Annotated in this window: 15 protein-coding genes; 11 read left to right on the top strand and 4 right to left on the bottom strand. The window is 53.8% G+C overall.

Annotated elements, in window-relative coordinates:
• The first annotated feature begins 282 nt into the window (after nucleotides 1–282).
• From P3M64_RS02450 to P3M64_RS02440, 3 genes are all read left to right on the top strand, one after another.
• Nucleotides 283–582 carry a ribbon-helix-helix domain-containing protein gene (locus P3M64_RS02450; RefSeq protein ID WP_132938254.1) on the top strand — a complete coding sequence of 100 codons (300 nt, stop codon included), beginning with the start codon at nucleotides 283–285 and terminating at the stop codon, nucleotides 580–582.
• Nucleotides 583–633: 51 nt separating this feature from the next.
• Entirely contained in the window at nucleotides 634–855 is a 222-nt protein-coding gene (locus P3M64_RS02445) for a sulfurtransferase TusA family protein (protein WP_132938255.1), read from the top strand.
• A gap of 229 nt (nucleotides 856–1,084) precedes the next feature.
• Nucleotides 1,085–1,525 (top strand): thioredoxin domain-containing protein, encoded by a 441-nt coding sequence (locus tag P3M64_RS02440; RefSeq protein ID WP_207893104.1) that lies wholly within the window; start codon nucleotides 1,085–1,087, stop codon nucleotides 1,523–1,525.
• A gap of 172 nt (nucleotides 1,526–1,697) precedes the next feature.
• On the opposite strand, the gene P3M64_RS02435 is transcribed toward P3M64_RS02440, so the two are convergent.
• The gene (locus P3M64_RS02435; protein WP_132938256.1) at nucleotides 1,698–2,264 is read right to left on the bottom strand and encodes a glycine cleavage system protein R; all 567 of its coding nucleotides are present in this window, start codon (nucleotides 2,262–2,264) and stop codon (nucleotides 1,698–1,700) included.
• 161 nt (nucleotides 2,265–2,425) lie between these two features.
• Between P3M64_RS02435 and P3M64_RS02430 the strand changes: the two genes are divergently transcribed.
• The 3 genes from P3M64_RS02430 (at nucleotide 2,426) to argC (ending at nucleotide 5,009) form a co-directional block, all read left to right on the top strand.
• Complete coding sequence (locus tag P3M64_RS02430; RefSeq protein WP_132938257.1) at nucleotides 2,426–3,181, top strand: DUF2927 domain-containing protein; 756 nt, start codon at nucleotides 2,426–2,428, stop codon at nucleotides 3,179–3,181.
• A gap of 125 nt (nucleotides 3,182–3,306) precedes the next feature.
• Nucleotides 3,307–3,657, top strand: a complete 351-nt coding sequence (locus P3M64_RS02425; RefSeq protein ID WP_132938258.1) for a cyclic nucleotide-binding domain-containing protein — start codon at nucleotides 3,307–3,309, stop codon at nucleotides 3,655–3,657.
• 281 nt (nucleotides 3,658–3,938) lie between these two features.
• The gene (argC, locus tag P3M64_RS02420; RefSeq protein ID WP_132938259.1) at nucleotides 3,939–5,009 is read left to right on the top strand and encodes an N-acetyl-gamma-glutamyl-phosphate reductase; all 1,071 of its coding nucleotides are present in this window, start codon (nucleotides 3,939–3,941) and stop codon (nucleotides 5,007–5,009) included.
• Between the two features lie 143 nt (nucleotides 5,010–5,152).
• Here the strand turns inward: argC and parE are convergent, their stop codons facing one another.
• Nucleotides 5,153–7,336 carry a DNA topoisomerase IV subunit B gene (gene parE, locus P3M64_RS02415; protein ID WP_243644714.1) on the bottom strand — a complete coding sequence of 728 codons (2,184 nt, stop codon included), beginning with the start codon at nucleotides 7,334–7,336 and terminating at the stop codon, nucleotides 5,153–5,155.
• A 190-nt stretch (nucleotides 7,337–7,526) separates the two neighbouring features.
• Here parE and P3M64_RS02410 point away from each other — a divergent pair, with 190 nt between their 5' ends.
• Nucleotides 7,527–7,931, top strand: coding sequence for an acyl-CoA thioesterase (locus P3M64_RS02410; RefSeq protein WP_132938260.1), 405 nt, complete (start codon nucleotides 7,527–7,529; stop codon nucleotides 7,929–7,931).
• Nucleotides 7,932–7,970: 39 nt separating this feature from the next.
• On the opposite strand, the gene P3M64_RS02405 is transcribed toward P3M64_RS02410, so the two are convergent.
• Complete coding sequence (locus tag P3M64_RS02405; RefSeq protein ID WP_132938261.1) at nucleotides 7,971–8,495, bottom strand: hypothetical protein; 525 nt, start codon at nucleotides 8,493–8,495, stop codon at nucleotides 7,971–7,973.
• A 22-nt stretch (nucleotides 8,496–8,517) separates the two neighbouring features.
• Here P3M64_RS02405 and P3M64_RS02400 point away from each other — a divergent pair, with 22 nt between their 5' ends.
• From P3M64_RS02400 to P3M64_RS02390, 3 genes are all read left to right on the top strand, one after another.
• Nucleotides 8,518–9,003 (top strand): hypothetical protein, encoded by a 486-nt coding sequence (locus P3M64_RS02400; RefSeq protein ID WP_132938262.1) that lies wholly within the window; start codon nucleotides 8,518–8,520, stop codon nucleotides 9,001–9,003.
• Between the two features lie 431 nt (nucleotides 9,004–9,434).
• Nucleotides 9,435–10,301: a DMT family transporter gene (locus P3M64_RS02395; protein ID WP_243644715.1), complete on the top strand. Its 867-nt coding sequence runs from the start codon at nucleotides 9,435–9,437 to the stop codon at nucleotides 10,299–10,301.
• A 53-nt stretch (nucleotides 10,302–10,354) separates the two neighbouring features.
• A complete protein-coding gene (locus P3M64_RS02390) occupies nucleotides 10,355–11,554 on the top strand; it encodes an MFS transporter (protein WP_132938264.1) in 1,200 nt (399 codons plus the stop codon).
• Nucleotides 11,555–11,673: 119 nt separating this feature from the next.
• Here P3M64_RS02390 and P3M64_RS02385 read toward each other — a convergent pair whose 3' ends face one another.
• A complete protein-coding gene (locus P3M64_RS02385) occupies nucleotides 11,674–12,573 on the bottom strand; it encodes an AsmA family protein (RefSeq protein ID WP_132938265.1) in 900 nt (299 codons plus the stop codon).
• A gap of 311 nt (nucleotides 12,574–12,884) precedes the next feature.
• Here P3M64_RS02385 and pap point away from each other — a divergent pair, with 311 nt between their 5' ends.
• Entirely contained in the window at nucleotides 12,885–14,378 is a 1,494-nt protein-coding gene (gene pap / locus P3M64_RS02380; RefSeq protein WP_132938266.1) for a polyphosphate:AMP phosphotransferase, read from the top strand.
• Nucleotides 14,379–14,381 lie beyond the last annotated feature (3 nt).

Genomic DNA, 14,381 nt, shown 5'->3' with positions numbered 1-14,381 from the left:
GCGCGCGTGGCGTCGGAGTTTTAACCGGCCCTCTTAAAAAAATCCGCCCGGCGCACGGTCATTAATATAGGACAAGGGTGGCGCCTAGAGGGGGACGTTCGCGCTAATTTATTGCAAAATGACGACCAAGCCATATAGGTTGGTGCGGATTTGCCTTCATGACATCTTCGGGGCGACATCCTGGGGTGTCCCTGAGAATGGAAAGTGGGCGTCTCCTTTCCTCATCGGCGTGCGGGCGTATTCATTGGTCCGCCGGGATATTTGTTAAGGACACATCGAACGATGGCTAAATTGGAAGCGGAGTCCCAATCGCCACTTTCATACCTTTTCGGGCTTTGTGTCGCCGATCAGGATCGTGAGTATACGCCCGAGCGCCGCTCTTTGCGCATTCACGGCCACTCGACAACGATACGCCTTGAACGCGCCTTCTGGACGGTTCTTGAGGAACTTGCGGGTCAAGAAAGTATTTCTGTTGCCGGTTTGGTTACGCGAATTTACGATCACTGTCAGGTTGCAAATCAGAAAAACATGGCGTCCTGCCTTCGGGTGGTTTGCCTGAAATACATCAACATCGGTTATTGAATCTGCCGGTGGTGGTTTTTTGAACACTAAAAAAATGGGAGAAATTTTATTATGACGACGACACTCGACACCAAAGGAATGAACTGCCCGTTGCCTATTTTGAAGACCAAAAAATCAATTAAAGACCTCAAGGTCGGCGATACCCTTGAGGTTTTGTCAACCGACCCGGGTTCGGTCAAAGATTTTGAGGCCTTTTGCCGTTCAACCGGTAATGAATTGGTCGAAAGCTCTGAAGATGGAGGCGTTTTTCGCTACCTCATCAAGAAAAATTGACCCGCTTCTAGGGGATTTCCCGCCTAGGTCTAGTGGTTTTCCCGGTCTTTTCCTTTGCGAAAAGGCCGGGTACCATAATGGGATGGGGGCGATATGTTTTTCTTTTTTTTGAGAGTATCGCGCCCCGTCATCATGAGGCGAAGTGCGGGGTAAGTTCTTTTTTACACCCGAGCGGCCTCTTTGAATCTTGATCATGATTATCTGGATCCGGGTCTGTTTGAGGTGTTATATGATTTTTAAGTTCGCACGCACGGGATTTGTGCTCGCCTTGCTTGTACTGGGCGGGCGTGTCGGTTTGGCCAATGGCGCCGAACTCGTATATTTTCACAGTAAGGGCTGTTCGTACTGCGAGCTGTGGGATCATCAGATCGCCCCGATCTATCCGAAGACGGACGAGTCCAAGGTCCTGCCTCTTCGCGTCGTGAATTCCGAGGCGCCGTTGCCTTCGGATATCTCGTTTATCAAAGGCGTTGTGTATACGCCCACGTTCGTCGCTGTGGAACATGGCAAGGAAGTTGGACGTATCGTCGGCTATCCGGGCGAAGGTTTTTTCTGGGTTCGCCTGGACGAGTTGGTCAAAAAAGTTCCCGTCGGGGGCGCCGTCGCAAAAACCTCGGCTGACGCGTCCTGCCCAGGGGGCAAGGCGGACTCGGGGCGTCATAAGTGCTAACCTGAAGGAGGATATTGCCGGCCTTTTCCGCGATTCAGGCATGTTTCTCAAGGGAGGGAGGCGTTCTTTCCTCACTCGAATTTACTCTCGGCCTCACTCGAATTTACTCTCGGCCTCACTCGAATTTACTCTCGGTTGTAGGCGACGGCTGGTCCCGTTTGTACCGATGGGGCTAGGATTTCCCTTGGGGCGTCGGTCCTGAAAGCTGGTCTTGCGCGGCTGCGCCGGACTCAAAATTCAACCCCAGTTCGCCGGCCGTATTGGCCACGGCGGCCAAGCAGCTTTGTACGGATTGCGTGGGAATGCTGGCCGCGATGCGAATGACATATTGCCCATCTGCGCCATCGGGAACGTGTTCGGCGTTCAGGCGGACGATATTGACCTTGAATTGAACAAACAACTCGCATAAACGCGCCGTCAATCCTGGACGATCTCCGCCGCTGATCACCAGGCGGTGGGTGATCCGTCCGCTCGGGGCGTGCACGGGGGACAAGGTGAACCGAGACAGCGTCATCTCGGCGTCTTGCAGGCCTTCTACGGCGCGTAATTCCTCCTCTAGGGACGTGAGTTCGATACCATTGAAGAAAGAGCAAACGCCGGTAAATTCAGCGCCTTCGCCCAAGACGGCGAAAGTGACGTCGCCTAAATTCGCTCCAAGGTCGAATAGGCGTCCCGTGAGATCGGCCAACAATCCGACGCGGTCCGGACATATAATGGAAATCAAGATCGAGGAGGTCATGGCGCAAAACCTATCCAATGCCAGAAGGGTTTCTGGGCGTTTTTTTTCCTGTATTGAAAGGCCAACACGAAGCATAGTCTTACAACCTCTGCCGGAGACTTGCAAAGTGCCTTGTCAATTTCAAGGTGATAATTTGCCGTGGCGTGATAGGTCAAAGGACGATGACGCAAAGGAGAATGCTGGTGGGCAGGGCGCGGAAAGTCGCGTTTGGGGGAATTGTCGTGGCGGCGATTGTCGCCGGTGGGGTCTTGGCGCGCGCCGATTCGGCGTCCCCATCGCTTCGTCAAATCGTTTCATACTTCAACACGATCGTTTTTGCCAGTGAGTTGTCCCCCGAGATGGCGTCGAAGGTTGTCGCCAAATGGCAGGATAATCCTGTCGGCATTTCTCTGAGCGGTCGAATTAAGCCATTTTATATCAAGGCGGTGGAGCGTCATCTGCGGGAAATTACGCGTGTTTCCGGCGTACGTTTCAAGCAAGTTAAGCCCAATACCCCAAATGCGATCAGCCTGTATTTTCTAACGCGCGCGGAAATCATGAACGTTAAGGGAAAAAACGTAGACAGTCGTTTCATTCAAGCTCAGATGCTTCACGCACGATGTCTTTTTTTGGCCTATCGCAAGCCGGAAAAGAGGATTGTTCGCGCCCTTATTTTTGTCAACGTCGAGGCCCCGGACGCCTTGATCGACAGTTGTCTTTTGGAGGAATTGGTGCAAAGCATGGGTCTGCCCAACGACAGCAACAATTTACGCCCGTCGATTTTTAGCGACCTCGATCACCTGACCCGTTTAAGTTATAGCGATAAAGTCTTATTGCGTGTTTTATACGATCCCCGCCTGAAACCCGGGACGCCGCGACGTGAGGCATTGGGGATCGTGGCGAAAATTGCCGCCCAGGTGATGGGGGTCAAGTATTAGGAGAGACTCTTCTCGTAGGGTCGTTGAAGGTTATTGAAAAATTCCCGCCCAAAGTTCCGTTGGAATAAAACCGGGAAGTGATGGCGCGCAAAAGCGCTCCGCTTGTGTTTTGTAGGAATATCTAGATGTCAAACGGCGATATAGTTTTAGAACGGCGTAATCTTGCCAAGGGCGCTCAAATTTACACTCAGGATGAAGAGGCGAAAAACGCTTACATCATCCAGCAGGGCGGCGTTGAAATTATTAAAAACGGGAAGGTCAGCGATACGTTGGGTAAGGGCGCCTTGTTTGGAGAAATGGCCCTGATCGGAACCGCGCCTCGGGCCGCCAGCGCACGCACGACCGAGCCCACGGTTCTGATCGTGGTTACCCGACAGATGTTTGAGGAGAAGCTGTCTAAAACGGATCCGTTCATTCGCAGCATCGTGAATATTTTTGCCGAAACCATCCAAAAATTAACGGCGGACTCGCCCTGATATTTCAGGGATGGAATTCAGAGGGCGCAACTCAGAGGGCGGAGATACGTACGGCGTTGTGCTCTTTTTTTTCTTCGTGTATGTTCAACGCGGCGGGTTCTGTGCGTATCGGGTGCGCCCCGTTTTTTTGAATAAGGTCCTGTCCATGACTGTGCGAACGTTGGCGCTGCGAACGAAGGAGAGTGTGTCTTAACGGCAGGGGCTTTGTGTTTCTTTTTGCGAGACGCCCCACGCGGGCGTTTTTTGTTTTTCAATATGTTGACAGTAATCTGGATCAGGCGATGACATCTCCGCTTTCACCATCCTCCATCAAGGCCGCGATCATCGGCGCCAGTGGGTACACCGGAGAAGAGACCGTTCGTCTTTTGTTGCGCCATCCTCGGGTTGAAATCGTGGCCCTTGGCGCCGATCGCAAGGCCGGACTGCCATATGGCGCGGTTTATCCACACCTCGATGGGCGGGGGTTGCCCGATTTGTGCGCGTTGGAGGATATCGATTTCACCACCATCGATGTGGCCTTCTGCTGTCTTCCTCACGGCACAACGCAACAGGTTGTCGCGGACTTATTCGCCCGGTATCCGCGTTTGAAGATCGTTGACCTTTCTGCGGATTTTAGACTTCGTGACGGGGACCTGTACGCCACATGGTACGGCCACCCTCATCAAGCCTTGGAACTTCAAAAGGAGGCGGTTTACGGCCTCAGCGAATTTTCTCGGGATGCGCTGAAATCTGCGCGTCTGGTCGCCTGTCCGGGATGCTACCCGACATCCGCGCTTCTTCCCCTTTTGCCGCTGGTCGGGCGTGGTTTGATTGATGACGGTTCGGTGATCATCGACGCCAAGACGGGGGCGACGGGGGGAGGACGTTCGGCGAAAGAAAACCTCCTACACGGTGAAATGGGCGAAGGATTGAGTGCTTACGCCATCGCCCATCATCGCCATGCCCCGGAGATGGAGCAGGCCTTGTCCCAGGTCGCGAATGCGCCGCTCACCGTGACCTTTACGCCTCATTTGGCGCCGATGAGCCGGGGTATCCTGGCGACCATTTATGCCACCTTGGGCGAGGGGGAAACGCCCCAGTCCGTGCATGAAGCTCTGACGGAGCATTATCGAGGCGAGCCTTTTGTGCGTGTCTTGCCGTGGGGGGCGCCGCCTCCGGCCACGCAGCATGTGCGCGGCTCGAACTATGTTCACATCGCCGTCTTCGCGGACCGCAAAGAGGGGCGGGTGATCATCGTTTCGGTGATCGACAATCTGGTCAAAGGGTCGTCGGGGCAGGCGGTGCAAAACATGAATGTGATGTATGGGTTTGACGAGACGGAAGGCCTGATGCAGGCCCCGCTGTTTCCCTAGCCTAGTGGTTTGAGTTTAACATTTGAGTCCGATGCAATTGGACACAAATGTGTGAAGAAATCAAACTGCAACAAAAAGATAGATAGTGGTCGGCCCGATGGTTCGCGGGAGCGAAACGTCGGAGTCAATTCACGGCGGTCCCGTTACACGTCGATATCCTCGACGAAGCGCGCATGTTCTTGGATAAAGGCGTAGCGTAACTCGGCCTTTTTTCCCATCAGGCTTTCCACGAGATTTTCCGTATCGCGCGCGTCGTCCACGCTTTCCTCTCTTAGGACGTTGGGGACGATCACACGCAACAAGGTTCGTTTGGTGGGGTCCATCGTCGTTTCCTTCAATTGGCTTGGCGGCATTTCGCCCAGTCCTTTGAAGCGACTGATCTCGACCTTTCCTCGCCCCGAAAAATCGCTTTTCAAGAGCTCGTCCTTATGGGTTTCGTCGCGCGCATAGCCGACCTTGGCCCCCTGTGCGAGTCGGTACAGAGGGGGTTGCGCCAAATAAAGGTTACCTTTTTCAATGAGTTCCGGCATTTCTCTGTAGAAAAATGTGATCAATAGGGAGGCAATGTGCGCGCCGTCCACGTCGGCGTCGGTCATGATGATGACTTTGTCGTAACGCAGCGCATCGTGATCGTAATGGGATCGCGTTCCGCACCCCAGCGCCTCGGTAAGATCCGAGAGTTCCTGATTAGCTTTCAGTTTGTCGGCGGTGGCGCTGGCCACGTTAAGAATTTTTCCACGCAAGGGGAGGATCGCTTGGGTTTTGCGGTTGCGCGCCTGTTTCGCCGAGCCGCCCGCCGAATCGCCCTCGACCAGGAAAATTTCCGTTCCTTCGGCGGTTTTTTGCGCGCAGTCGGCTAACTTTCCGGGAAGGCGAAGTTTTTTCGTCGCCGACTGACGTTTGGTCTCGCGCAACGCCTTACGGCGTAGCCGACTTTCGGCCCGCGCGATCACTGCCTCAAGCAGTATTCGCGCCGCCGCCGGGTCCCCCGATAACCAATGATCGAAATGGTCGCGAACGGTTCCCTCGACAAGGCGCGTGGCTTCGCCCGTCGCCAATTTTTCCTTGGTTTGACCTTGAAATTGGGGGTTTCGGATAAAAACGGATAACAGAATGTCTGCGCCGCCGACAACATCATCCGAAGTGATTTTCGCGGCCTGCTTATTCCCGATAAGTTCGCCATAGGCGCGCAGTCCCTTGGTCAGGGCATTGCGCATCCCCGCATCGTGGGCGCCCCCCAGTGGGGTGTAAACGGTATTGCAGTAGGAATTGAAATAACCTTCTTCATCACGCGGCCAGGCCACGGCCCACTCGGCTTTTCCGGCGCCATCCGAAAAGGCGCTTTCGTCGGCGAAGGCGATCGGGGTATACGTTTTTCGGTTTTTCAGGGTTTCTTCGAGATAGTCGCCGAGCCCGCCTGGGAAATGAAGCGTGTCCTCGGCGGGGATCTTTTCTTCGGAAGCCAAAAGTTCGGGGGCGCATTTCCAGCGAATTTTAACGCCGCGGAAGAGATAGGCCTTGGATCGTATTAGCCGATATAGAAGATGGGGGCGGAAGATGGCGCGCGCACCGAAGATTTCGGCGTCGGGGTGAAAAACCACCTGAGTTCCACGTCGGTTGTGTATGTTCCCCAAGTCCCGAAGGGGAGTTTGGGGGACGCCTCTGGAGAAGTCCTGCCCCCAGAGATGACGATCGCGCGCCACTTCGACCGATAGGCGATCGGAAAGCGCGTTGACCACGGAAATGCCGACGCCGTGCAAACCGCCCGACGTTTCATAGGCCTCGCCGCCGAATTTTCCGCCGGAGTGCAAGGTCGTCAAAATGACTTCCAAGGCCGATTTGTCCTTGAACTTGGGGTGGGGATCTATGGGGATGCCCCGCCCGTTATCGCGAACGGTCACGGTTTGGTCCGCCGCCAGTTCCAGGTCGATCAAGCTGGCATGGCCGGCGACGGCCTCGTCCATTGCGTTGTCGAGAACTTCGGACACCAGGTGATGGAGCGCCCGTTCGTCGGTGCCGCCGACATACATTCCCGGGCGCATGCGCACCGGCTCCAGGCCTTCCAGGACCTGAATGTCTTTCGCCGAATAGCCGCCGGCGCTTCCGCTTGACGGTGAGGGCGGGGAGAGGGTTCGTGAAGGCGATGTTCGCGGTAGCTTGCGATTGGATTGGGAAGCGGTAGAAGTGGAGATTTGAGGGCGCGTTGATTCGCTACCCGCCGCTTTTTCCTTATCGGTCTTAAGGGGTTCTATGCCCGGTCGTGTAAAAAGATCGTTCATGCCGATTCCCGTCAGTCGTCCCACTTCGACGCAATATAAACTCGCCACGAGGCCGCCATTGCGCCCAAAGGTGGCCAAAGGCGGGCCAAGCTACGCCGCGCAGATTAAAAATCATAGCGAACCATATTAAGGATGATAGAGTGTTTTATCCAGGTTCTATAACAAAATGTTGTGCTATTTATCCCCAAGGGGAGAGGCGTTTATGCGTCCCCATGGGAGCGTAGCAAGAGAGGAAAACATGTCGAACAAACCGTCTTCGCCGTCAACACCCCATGGCGTTTTGGCTATACGAACCCTGGCGATGCCGGCCAACACCAATACGGGCGGTAATATTTTCGGCGGGTGGTTATTGTCGCAAATGGATGTGGCCGGTGGGATTACCGCCGCCGAATTCGCCCGGGGTAGGGTGGCGACGGTGGCGATCAACGCCATGGAGTTTCATTGTCCGGTTCTCGTCGGTGATGTTCTCTCATGTCATGTCGACATCGTGAAGGTCGGTAGGACATCGCTTAAGACGCACGTCGAAGCCTGGGTCAAACGTCTTCGTGAAGGTCACGTCGAGGAAATCAAGGTGACTGAGGGCGATTTCGTCTTCGTCGCTTTAAACGCGAAAGGCGAAAAACGCGTGATTTCTCAAGAGTAATGTATCGATTTCCTTGATCGATCGTGCTCCCCTGGCCAATCATTGTTTCTCATGGCGCCGTTCTCCGGCGGCCAGGATTGCCCATCGGCCGAGCCGGGGCGTAAGGAAACCGTCAACACCCAGGGTCAGTCCCGCCCGCGATACGTAGAGCAGGACAAAAACGAAAATGTAAATTACCGCGGTGCCGATGTCCGTGGAACCTGCCGTGTAAGGCCCGCCAAGCCCTTCTGCCGTAGACCAGATAACGAAGCAAAGTAGCGTCCCGCCAAAATATGCGACATTTGTGAATATCCCAAAAAGCAAGGATGCCGCCAGCGCTGTCTCGCTTATCGCCACGATATGGGCGAATAAAACAGGATCAACGTTAATAATTTCAATCCAAAACTTGATCCACACTTGAACAGGGACCGGCTGCCCGGCGAGAGCGCCGGTCAGGTACGATGAAAATCCAGAGATAAATGATGGTTGCCATTTAAAGGCGGCGTCGATTGCCCAAACGAGGCCAAAAGAAATTCGTATTGCCGCATATGTCGTGGCGCGCCATTTTTCCGTATTCGTATCCATGATAAGAAAACTCCACAAGACTATGATGTTGTTCGATGTCTTGGTCCCTTCAAAAGACTATGATCTTCTTTCGAGAAGAAAGGCTGAGTTTCTGGAGGAATGTTTCGCTAAGTCCAATATTCCAACGGACTGGTTTCTCCGCCCTGTCGGAATGAGCCCATGCGCCATGGCTTTTTTAAACGCTTTTGACCTTTTAAAAACACAGCCGCCCGTTCGACCAAAGAGTCACTTCCATGGCCAACGGATATCCTTTGTCCTCTGGGCGTATCTTATGCCGTCGATTTGGCGAGATTTAGGCACTCACCTGCGGGGTGCGGTTTTTTTTACCCTTTATCGCAAAGGGAAAACGCGTCTGATATCCCTTCCCGCTCCCCAAGCAGGAGGGGAAGGGATCGTAATGCGACCACAGGATATCGAGTGGGACGCCTTTGACGAACCTTGGCTCATGTCACTAAAAGGCAAGCATAGCCTGCTGCAAAAAGTAGAGTTATTACCGATAACTCGTTAATAATAAGTCCAATTTTCATTATTTTATCTCTTTGTATCAGCATGCCATCCACCCTAAAATATCCAATTAAAAAAGAACATAACAAGAACATTTAATAAGGGCAATCAATAATTTTCCGGCATAAAACGTAAAGACCGCACAACAGCGAAAGGGGGAAATTAAACGCGTAAAATGATAGGGAGGAACAAGGGAGAATGGGGGATATGGATGGGTGGAACGGGAGGATTTAAAGACCTAACAAAAAATATAGGTCCAGAATGGATTGAAAATAGGATAAGACTGCAGGCGCTTTGGGCGTAAGGCGAGGGGGGCATGATCCTGGTCTTGGCCTGTCCGATGGTTTAACCGGAGTAGAAAATTTGAAGTCCCACGCCTTTTCATCCCCGTACGTTTTGCTCGTTATCGCGACCCTTTGTTGGGGGGGGAATTTTGTGATTGCGCGGGCGGTCCATGCCGACATGCCCCCGATGTCCCTGACCTTCTGGCGTTGGGTCATGGCGTGTCTCTTGTTGTTTCCCCTTTCCGGGCGCGCCTTGTTCGCGCACCGCGCCTTGGTGAGACGCCATTTTTATGTACTGTTGGGGCTGTCGTTGACCGGAGTCGCGATTTTTCACAGCTTCGTCTACATTGCCCTACACACGACGACCGCAGTCAACGCATCGCTGGTTCTGGCGGTAATGCCGATGGTCATTCCCTTATTCTCGTATTTGATTAATGGAGATCGGTTGAGCAGTCGTCAGATTGCGGGGATCGGCGTTTCATCGATCGGAATCCTGATTATCATCTCTCGCGCCGATTGGTCCGTTTTAACGCGCCTGTCGTTCACTCCCGGAGATTTATGGATATTGGGTGCGGTCATATCGTGGTCGATCTATTCCTCGTTATTGAAACGCCTTCCCCGAGAAATGCCTTCCCTCGTGATGTTGCAGACCATCATGATGATCGGCATCGTTCTGGTTTTTCCGTTCTATCTGCGGGAGGTTTATCTTTATGGCGGCTTCACGCCGAGCCCCGCCAATTTGGCGGCGATCGCCTACGTCGCCATATTCGCATCCATCGTTGCTTTTTTAAGCTGGAACAAGGCGGTGCACGAAGTTGGCGCGAACAAGGCGGGGTTGTTCATTCATCTGATTCCCCTGTTCAGCGCCTTTCTTGCGATCCTTCTGCTGGGCGAGCGCCTGCAGGGGTATCATTTCGCGGGATTGCCTCTGATTTTGGCGGGTATTTACTTGACCACGCGGGGGATGGCTCGTGGTCGTGAAAACATTATTCCCCGGAGCGTGCCCGATGAACGCTAATCACGCGGTGTTGCGGTCTTTATCGGAAACGCGCGACGCAAGGGGAGGGCGCGATGCGGCGTTATAAAATTAATGTTTTTTTGCTATCCTCCGCCCAGGCCCTATATTTGATCACCAGCATCGCCAGCATTACGTTCAGCGGTCTCGTCGGCCAGATGCTTGCCGACAATAAACTGTTGGCGACCCTGCCGGTGGCTATGCTGACCCTGGGGACGGCGTCGATTACGGTGCCCGCATCGTTCCTTATGCGCCGTATCGGTCGGCGGGGCGGGTTCATGGTCGGGGCGTTTTCGGGCGCGTTGAGCGGTGGGCTAGCCTTTTTCGCGATCGTCCAGGGGAATTTCTGGCTCTTCTGCGCCGCGGCCTTTCTGCAGGGAAGCTTTCAGGCGTTTTCCCAATATTATCGGTTCGCCGCCGTGGAATCGGCCCCTGCGGCATACACCAGCCGCGCCGTTTCCTACGTCCTGCTTGGGGGCGTCGCCGCCGCCTTTTTAGGGCCTAAAATTGGCGTTCTCAGTAAGGATTTAGCCTCGCCCATACCCTTTGCCGGGACCTATCTTGCTGTGATGGCCGTCAGTTTTCTGGCTTTGCTGCCGTTGTTCTTTTTGAAAATTCCAGAAATCGCGGTGCAAGCCCACGAAGGGCAGGGTAGACCGATGCGGGAAATCATGCGCCAGCCGGTTTTCGCCGCCGCAGTGCTCAACGCCTGTACGAGCTATGGGGTGATGGTTCTTGTCATGACGGCTACGCCTTTGGCCATGGTGGCCTGCGCTTTCCCGGTGGCGGAAGCGGGATCGGTTATCCAGTGGCATGTTTTGGCTATGTTTCTGCCCTCCTTTTTTACCGGTAATCTGATCCGCCGTTTCGGGGTTTTGCCGGTGCTGTTTGTCGGCATGGCGCTGTTCACCGCCAGCGCCGCCGCCGCGATCGCCGGGATAGATTTGGCGAACTTTACCGTGGCTTTGATTTTACTGGGGGTCGCCTGGAACTTTATGTATGTCGGCGGCACGACCCTGTTGACCGAGGCGTACCATCCCAGTGAACGTACCAAGGTTCAGGCCTTGAACGAATTTTTGGTTTTCGCCGTCGCCGCCGCAGGGTCTTTTTCATCGGGAGGTTTGTTGAACTGGTCGGGATGGAACGCGGTGAACTACGGCGCGATCCCCGTACTCGTGCTGACCGCCGGCGTGACGTTGTGGTATGCGTGGACGTCACGACGCGGACGGGAAGCGGCGGCGCGTATCAAAACGTGATAAAGGCGGGCCGCGTCCTCACGGTCACCGCGTCTTCACGGTCTATGCCGGCAACGAAAGAACGTCAGGCGAGCACGCTCGCCTGACGTTCGCGTTCGTCGTCTTGTGGCGCCTTGCGATCAATTGCCGAACAAATTCTTTAACTGATCCTGTGCGCCGCCCAATTTTTTCTGAATTTCTTGAGGCGCATTTTCGATTGGGGTCGATCCCCCCGTCGTTTGTTCGATGATTTTTTTCGCCGCGCCGAGTTTTTGGTCGATCACGGCCTTGGCGCCGCCGGAGGTACCCAGAAGACCTTTAACCTGTGTCTTCAGATTATCTATCGTGGTCATGTCAAGGCCGAGTTTAGATAAATCCGTTGACATCGCCGCCTCTGTCGCCGCTTTGGTCATGGCGTTGACGACCTCCAATACGATTTCATTTGACGTCAGGCCGCCCTTTTTTCTGCCGATATCGCGCAAATGAATTTTGGGAAGAGGGACATCCAATGTTTTGCCCTGAAACATGGTGGCGCTGACCCGCACGACGCCATCGCGGATAATCAGATTTTCTATGATGAATTTCTTCGGCGGCTTTTGACCGGATGTTGTTCCGGTTCCCGTGCCGCCGATTCCGAGACGAGACAGTGAACCTTCGACATTTTTTTGGATCGCCGTGATATTTGATCCGTTGCCCCCAATTTCGTAAGTCACCTCGGGTTTCTCGACGAATACGCCGTGAATAATCGTGGGATTTTTGATGACGGTATTGACATCAACTTCAAGAACGACCTTACCCAAGCTGGCGGCGTAATTGGTGTTGTACCCCTGTGGGTTGCCGACTTTTAGGCCGTCCATCTCGCCTCGCCCCGAAGTTAGGGATAATTTTGTTTTCTTCAGGGTGACATCCACCAGCATCATACGACTGCCTACCTTTTGCACCGTGGCGGTGATGATCTCGTCAAGCGAGGAGTATAAGTAAGCAACACCGCCGCCGACGAGGACGGCGAGGATACCAACGACGATTAGAATTTTTTTCACAATGGCCTCCTGAGGGGTCAGTCGAAGTGTCGGTAGCCCGAGGATCGAGCCTATGGTCCGCGCATGAATATTCCACAATAAGTATTCAACTCACAGGCGTTTTTATAACCAGGATAAAAACCTATCGCAATCTTTCGTGAGACACCATAATTAAGCCTTTGAATTAAGCTTCGGTACGACAGGCGCCCTTAAGTTCAAGGGAGATGTTCGTGGATAGGGGCATAATAACAAACTGTATGACGCACCGTTTCGTAAGGACCATCATACCTTAATGCCCATACCTTACATGCCGCGCGCCAAGAGGGAATAATATGTTCGAAACCGCAGAGTTGGGGCAATCCATAGACAAGGACAAATACAAGCAGGAGTTGCCGAATCTTCGCGAAGACCTTCTTGAGGCGCAATTTGATCTGGCTCAGGAAAAAAAATTTCCAACTGTCATCATCATTGCCGGGATGGATGGGGCGGGGAAAGGGACGACGGTCAATACCCTGAACTACTGGATGGATCCTCGTAATATCCATTCTCACGCCATGGGCACCCCATCGGACGAGGAAAAAGAGCGTCCCCCCATGTGGCGTTATTGGCGCGCCCTGCCGCCTAAGGGGGCGATCGGTATCTTTTTCGGCAGCTGGTACACAACGCCCTTGATCGCGCGGGTTTACGAGGACATGAAGACGGCGCATTTTGATCACGCCATCGACGAAATCAATCATTTCGAGCGTATGCTGGCGAACGAGAACGCCCTGATTTTAAAATTTTGGCTTCATCTTTCCAAAAAGGACCTGAAGGAACGCCTGACGACACTGGAACAGCGCGAGGAAACGCGCTGGCGCGTCTCCGAATACGATTGGAAACGTTTTGAAAATTACGATACCTATAAGTCCGTCGCCGAGGACATGTTGCGCCGGACCTCCAATGCCTTCGCTCCATGGTCGGTCGTGGAAAGCGTAGACGAACGCTATCGCAGCTTGACCGTCGGTAAAATATTACACAAAGCCCTGCGCGATCGCCTTGACGACGGACGACTCCCCGCCAAACGAGCCGCCGTGACCGCCGCCCTCAACGACATGGAGGAGCGAAAAAATGTCCTCGACACCCTGGACCTCACGCGGGCGTTGGAGAAAAGCGACTACAAGAAAAAATTGGCTAAATATCAAGCGCTGCTCAATCAACTGAGTCGGAATAAGATTTTTCGTGAAAAATCCATGGTGATTGTTTTTGAAGGCAACGACGCCGCCGGAAAAGGTGGGGCCATTCGACGGGTGTGCGGCGCTTTGGATGCGCGTTTCTATGACATTATTCCGATCGGCGCGCCCAGCGACGAAGAACTGGCGCATCCTTATTTATGGCGCTTTTGGCGCAACTTGCCTCGCCAGGGGAATGTCACCGTTTTTGATCGGTCCTGGTATGGCCGGGTTTTGGTTGAGCGGGTCGAGGGACTGTCGCCCCAGTCCGATTGGATGCGTGCGTATGGCGAAATTAATCGGTTTGAACAACAGATGAACGATCACGGCACGCTGGTTGTTAAATTTTGGCTTTCCGTCGATAAGGACGAGCAACTGCGCCGATTTCAGGAACGTGAGGCCAGCGGGTTCAAGCGTTTTAAGTTGACGGATGAAGACTGGCGCAATCGCGATAAATGGGACGACTACGCCCGGGCGGTCAACGACATGGTGGAACGCACCTCGACGCCATACGCCCCCTGGACCTTGGTCGAGGCGAACAACAAATATTACGCCCGTATCAAGGTTCTGAAGACCGTGTGCAAGCGCCTCCAAGAGGCGATCGACGACCTATCATAAGGG

The organism is Varunaivibrio sulfuroxidans (genome assembly GCF_029318635.1).
GTDB lineage: Bacteria > Pseudomonadota > Alphaproteobacteria > Rhodospirillales > Magnetovibrionaceae > Varunaivibrio > Varunaivibrio sulfuroxidans.
Note: the sequence above shows the minus strand (reverse complement) of the source record. Positions and strands in the feature narration are given on the sequence as shown.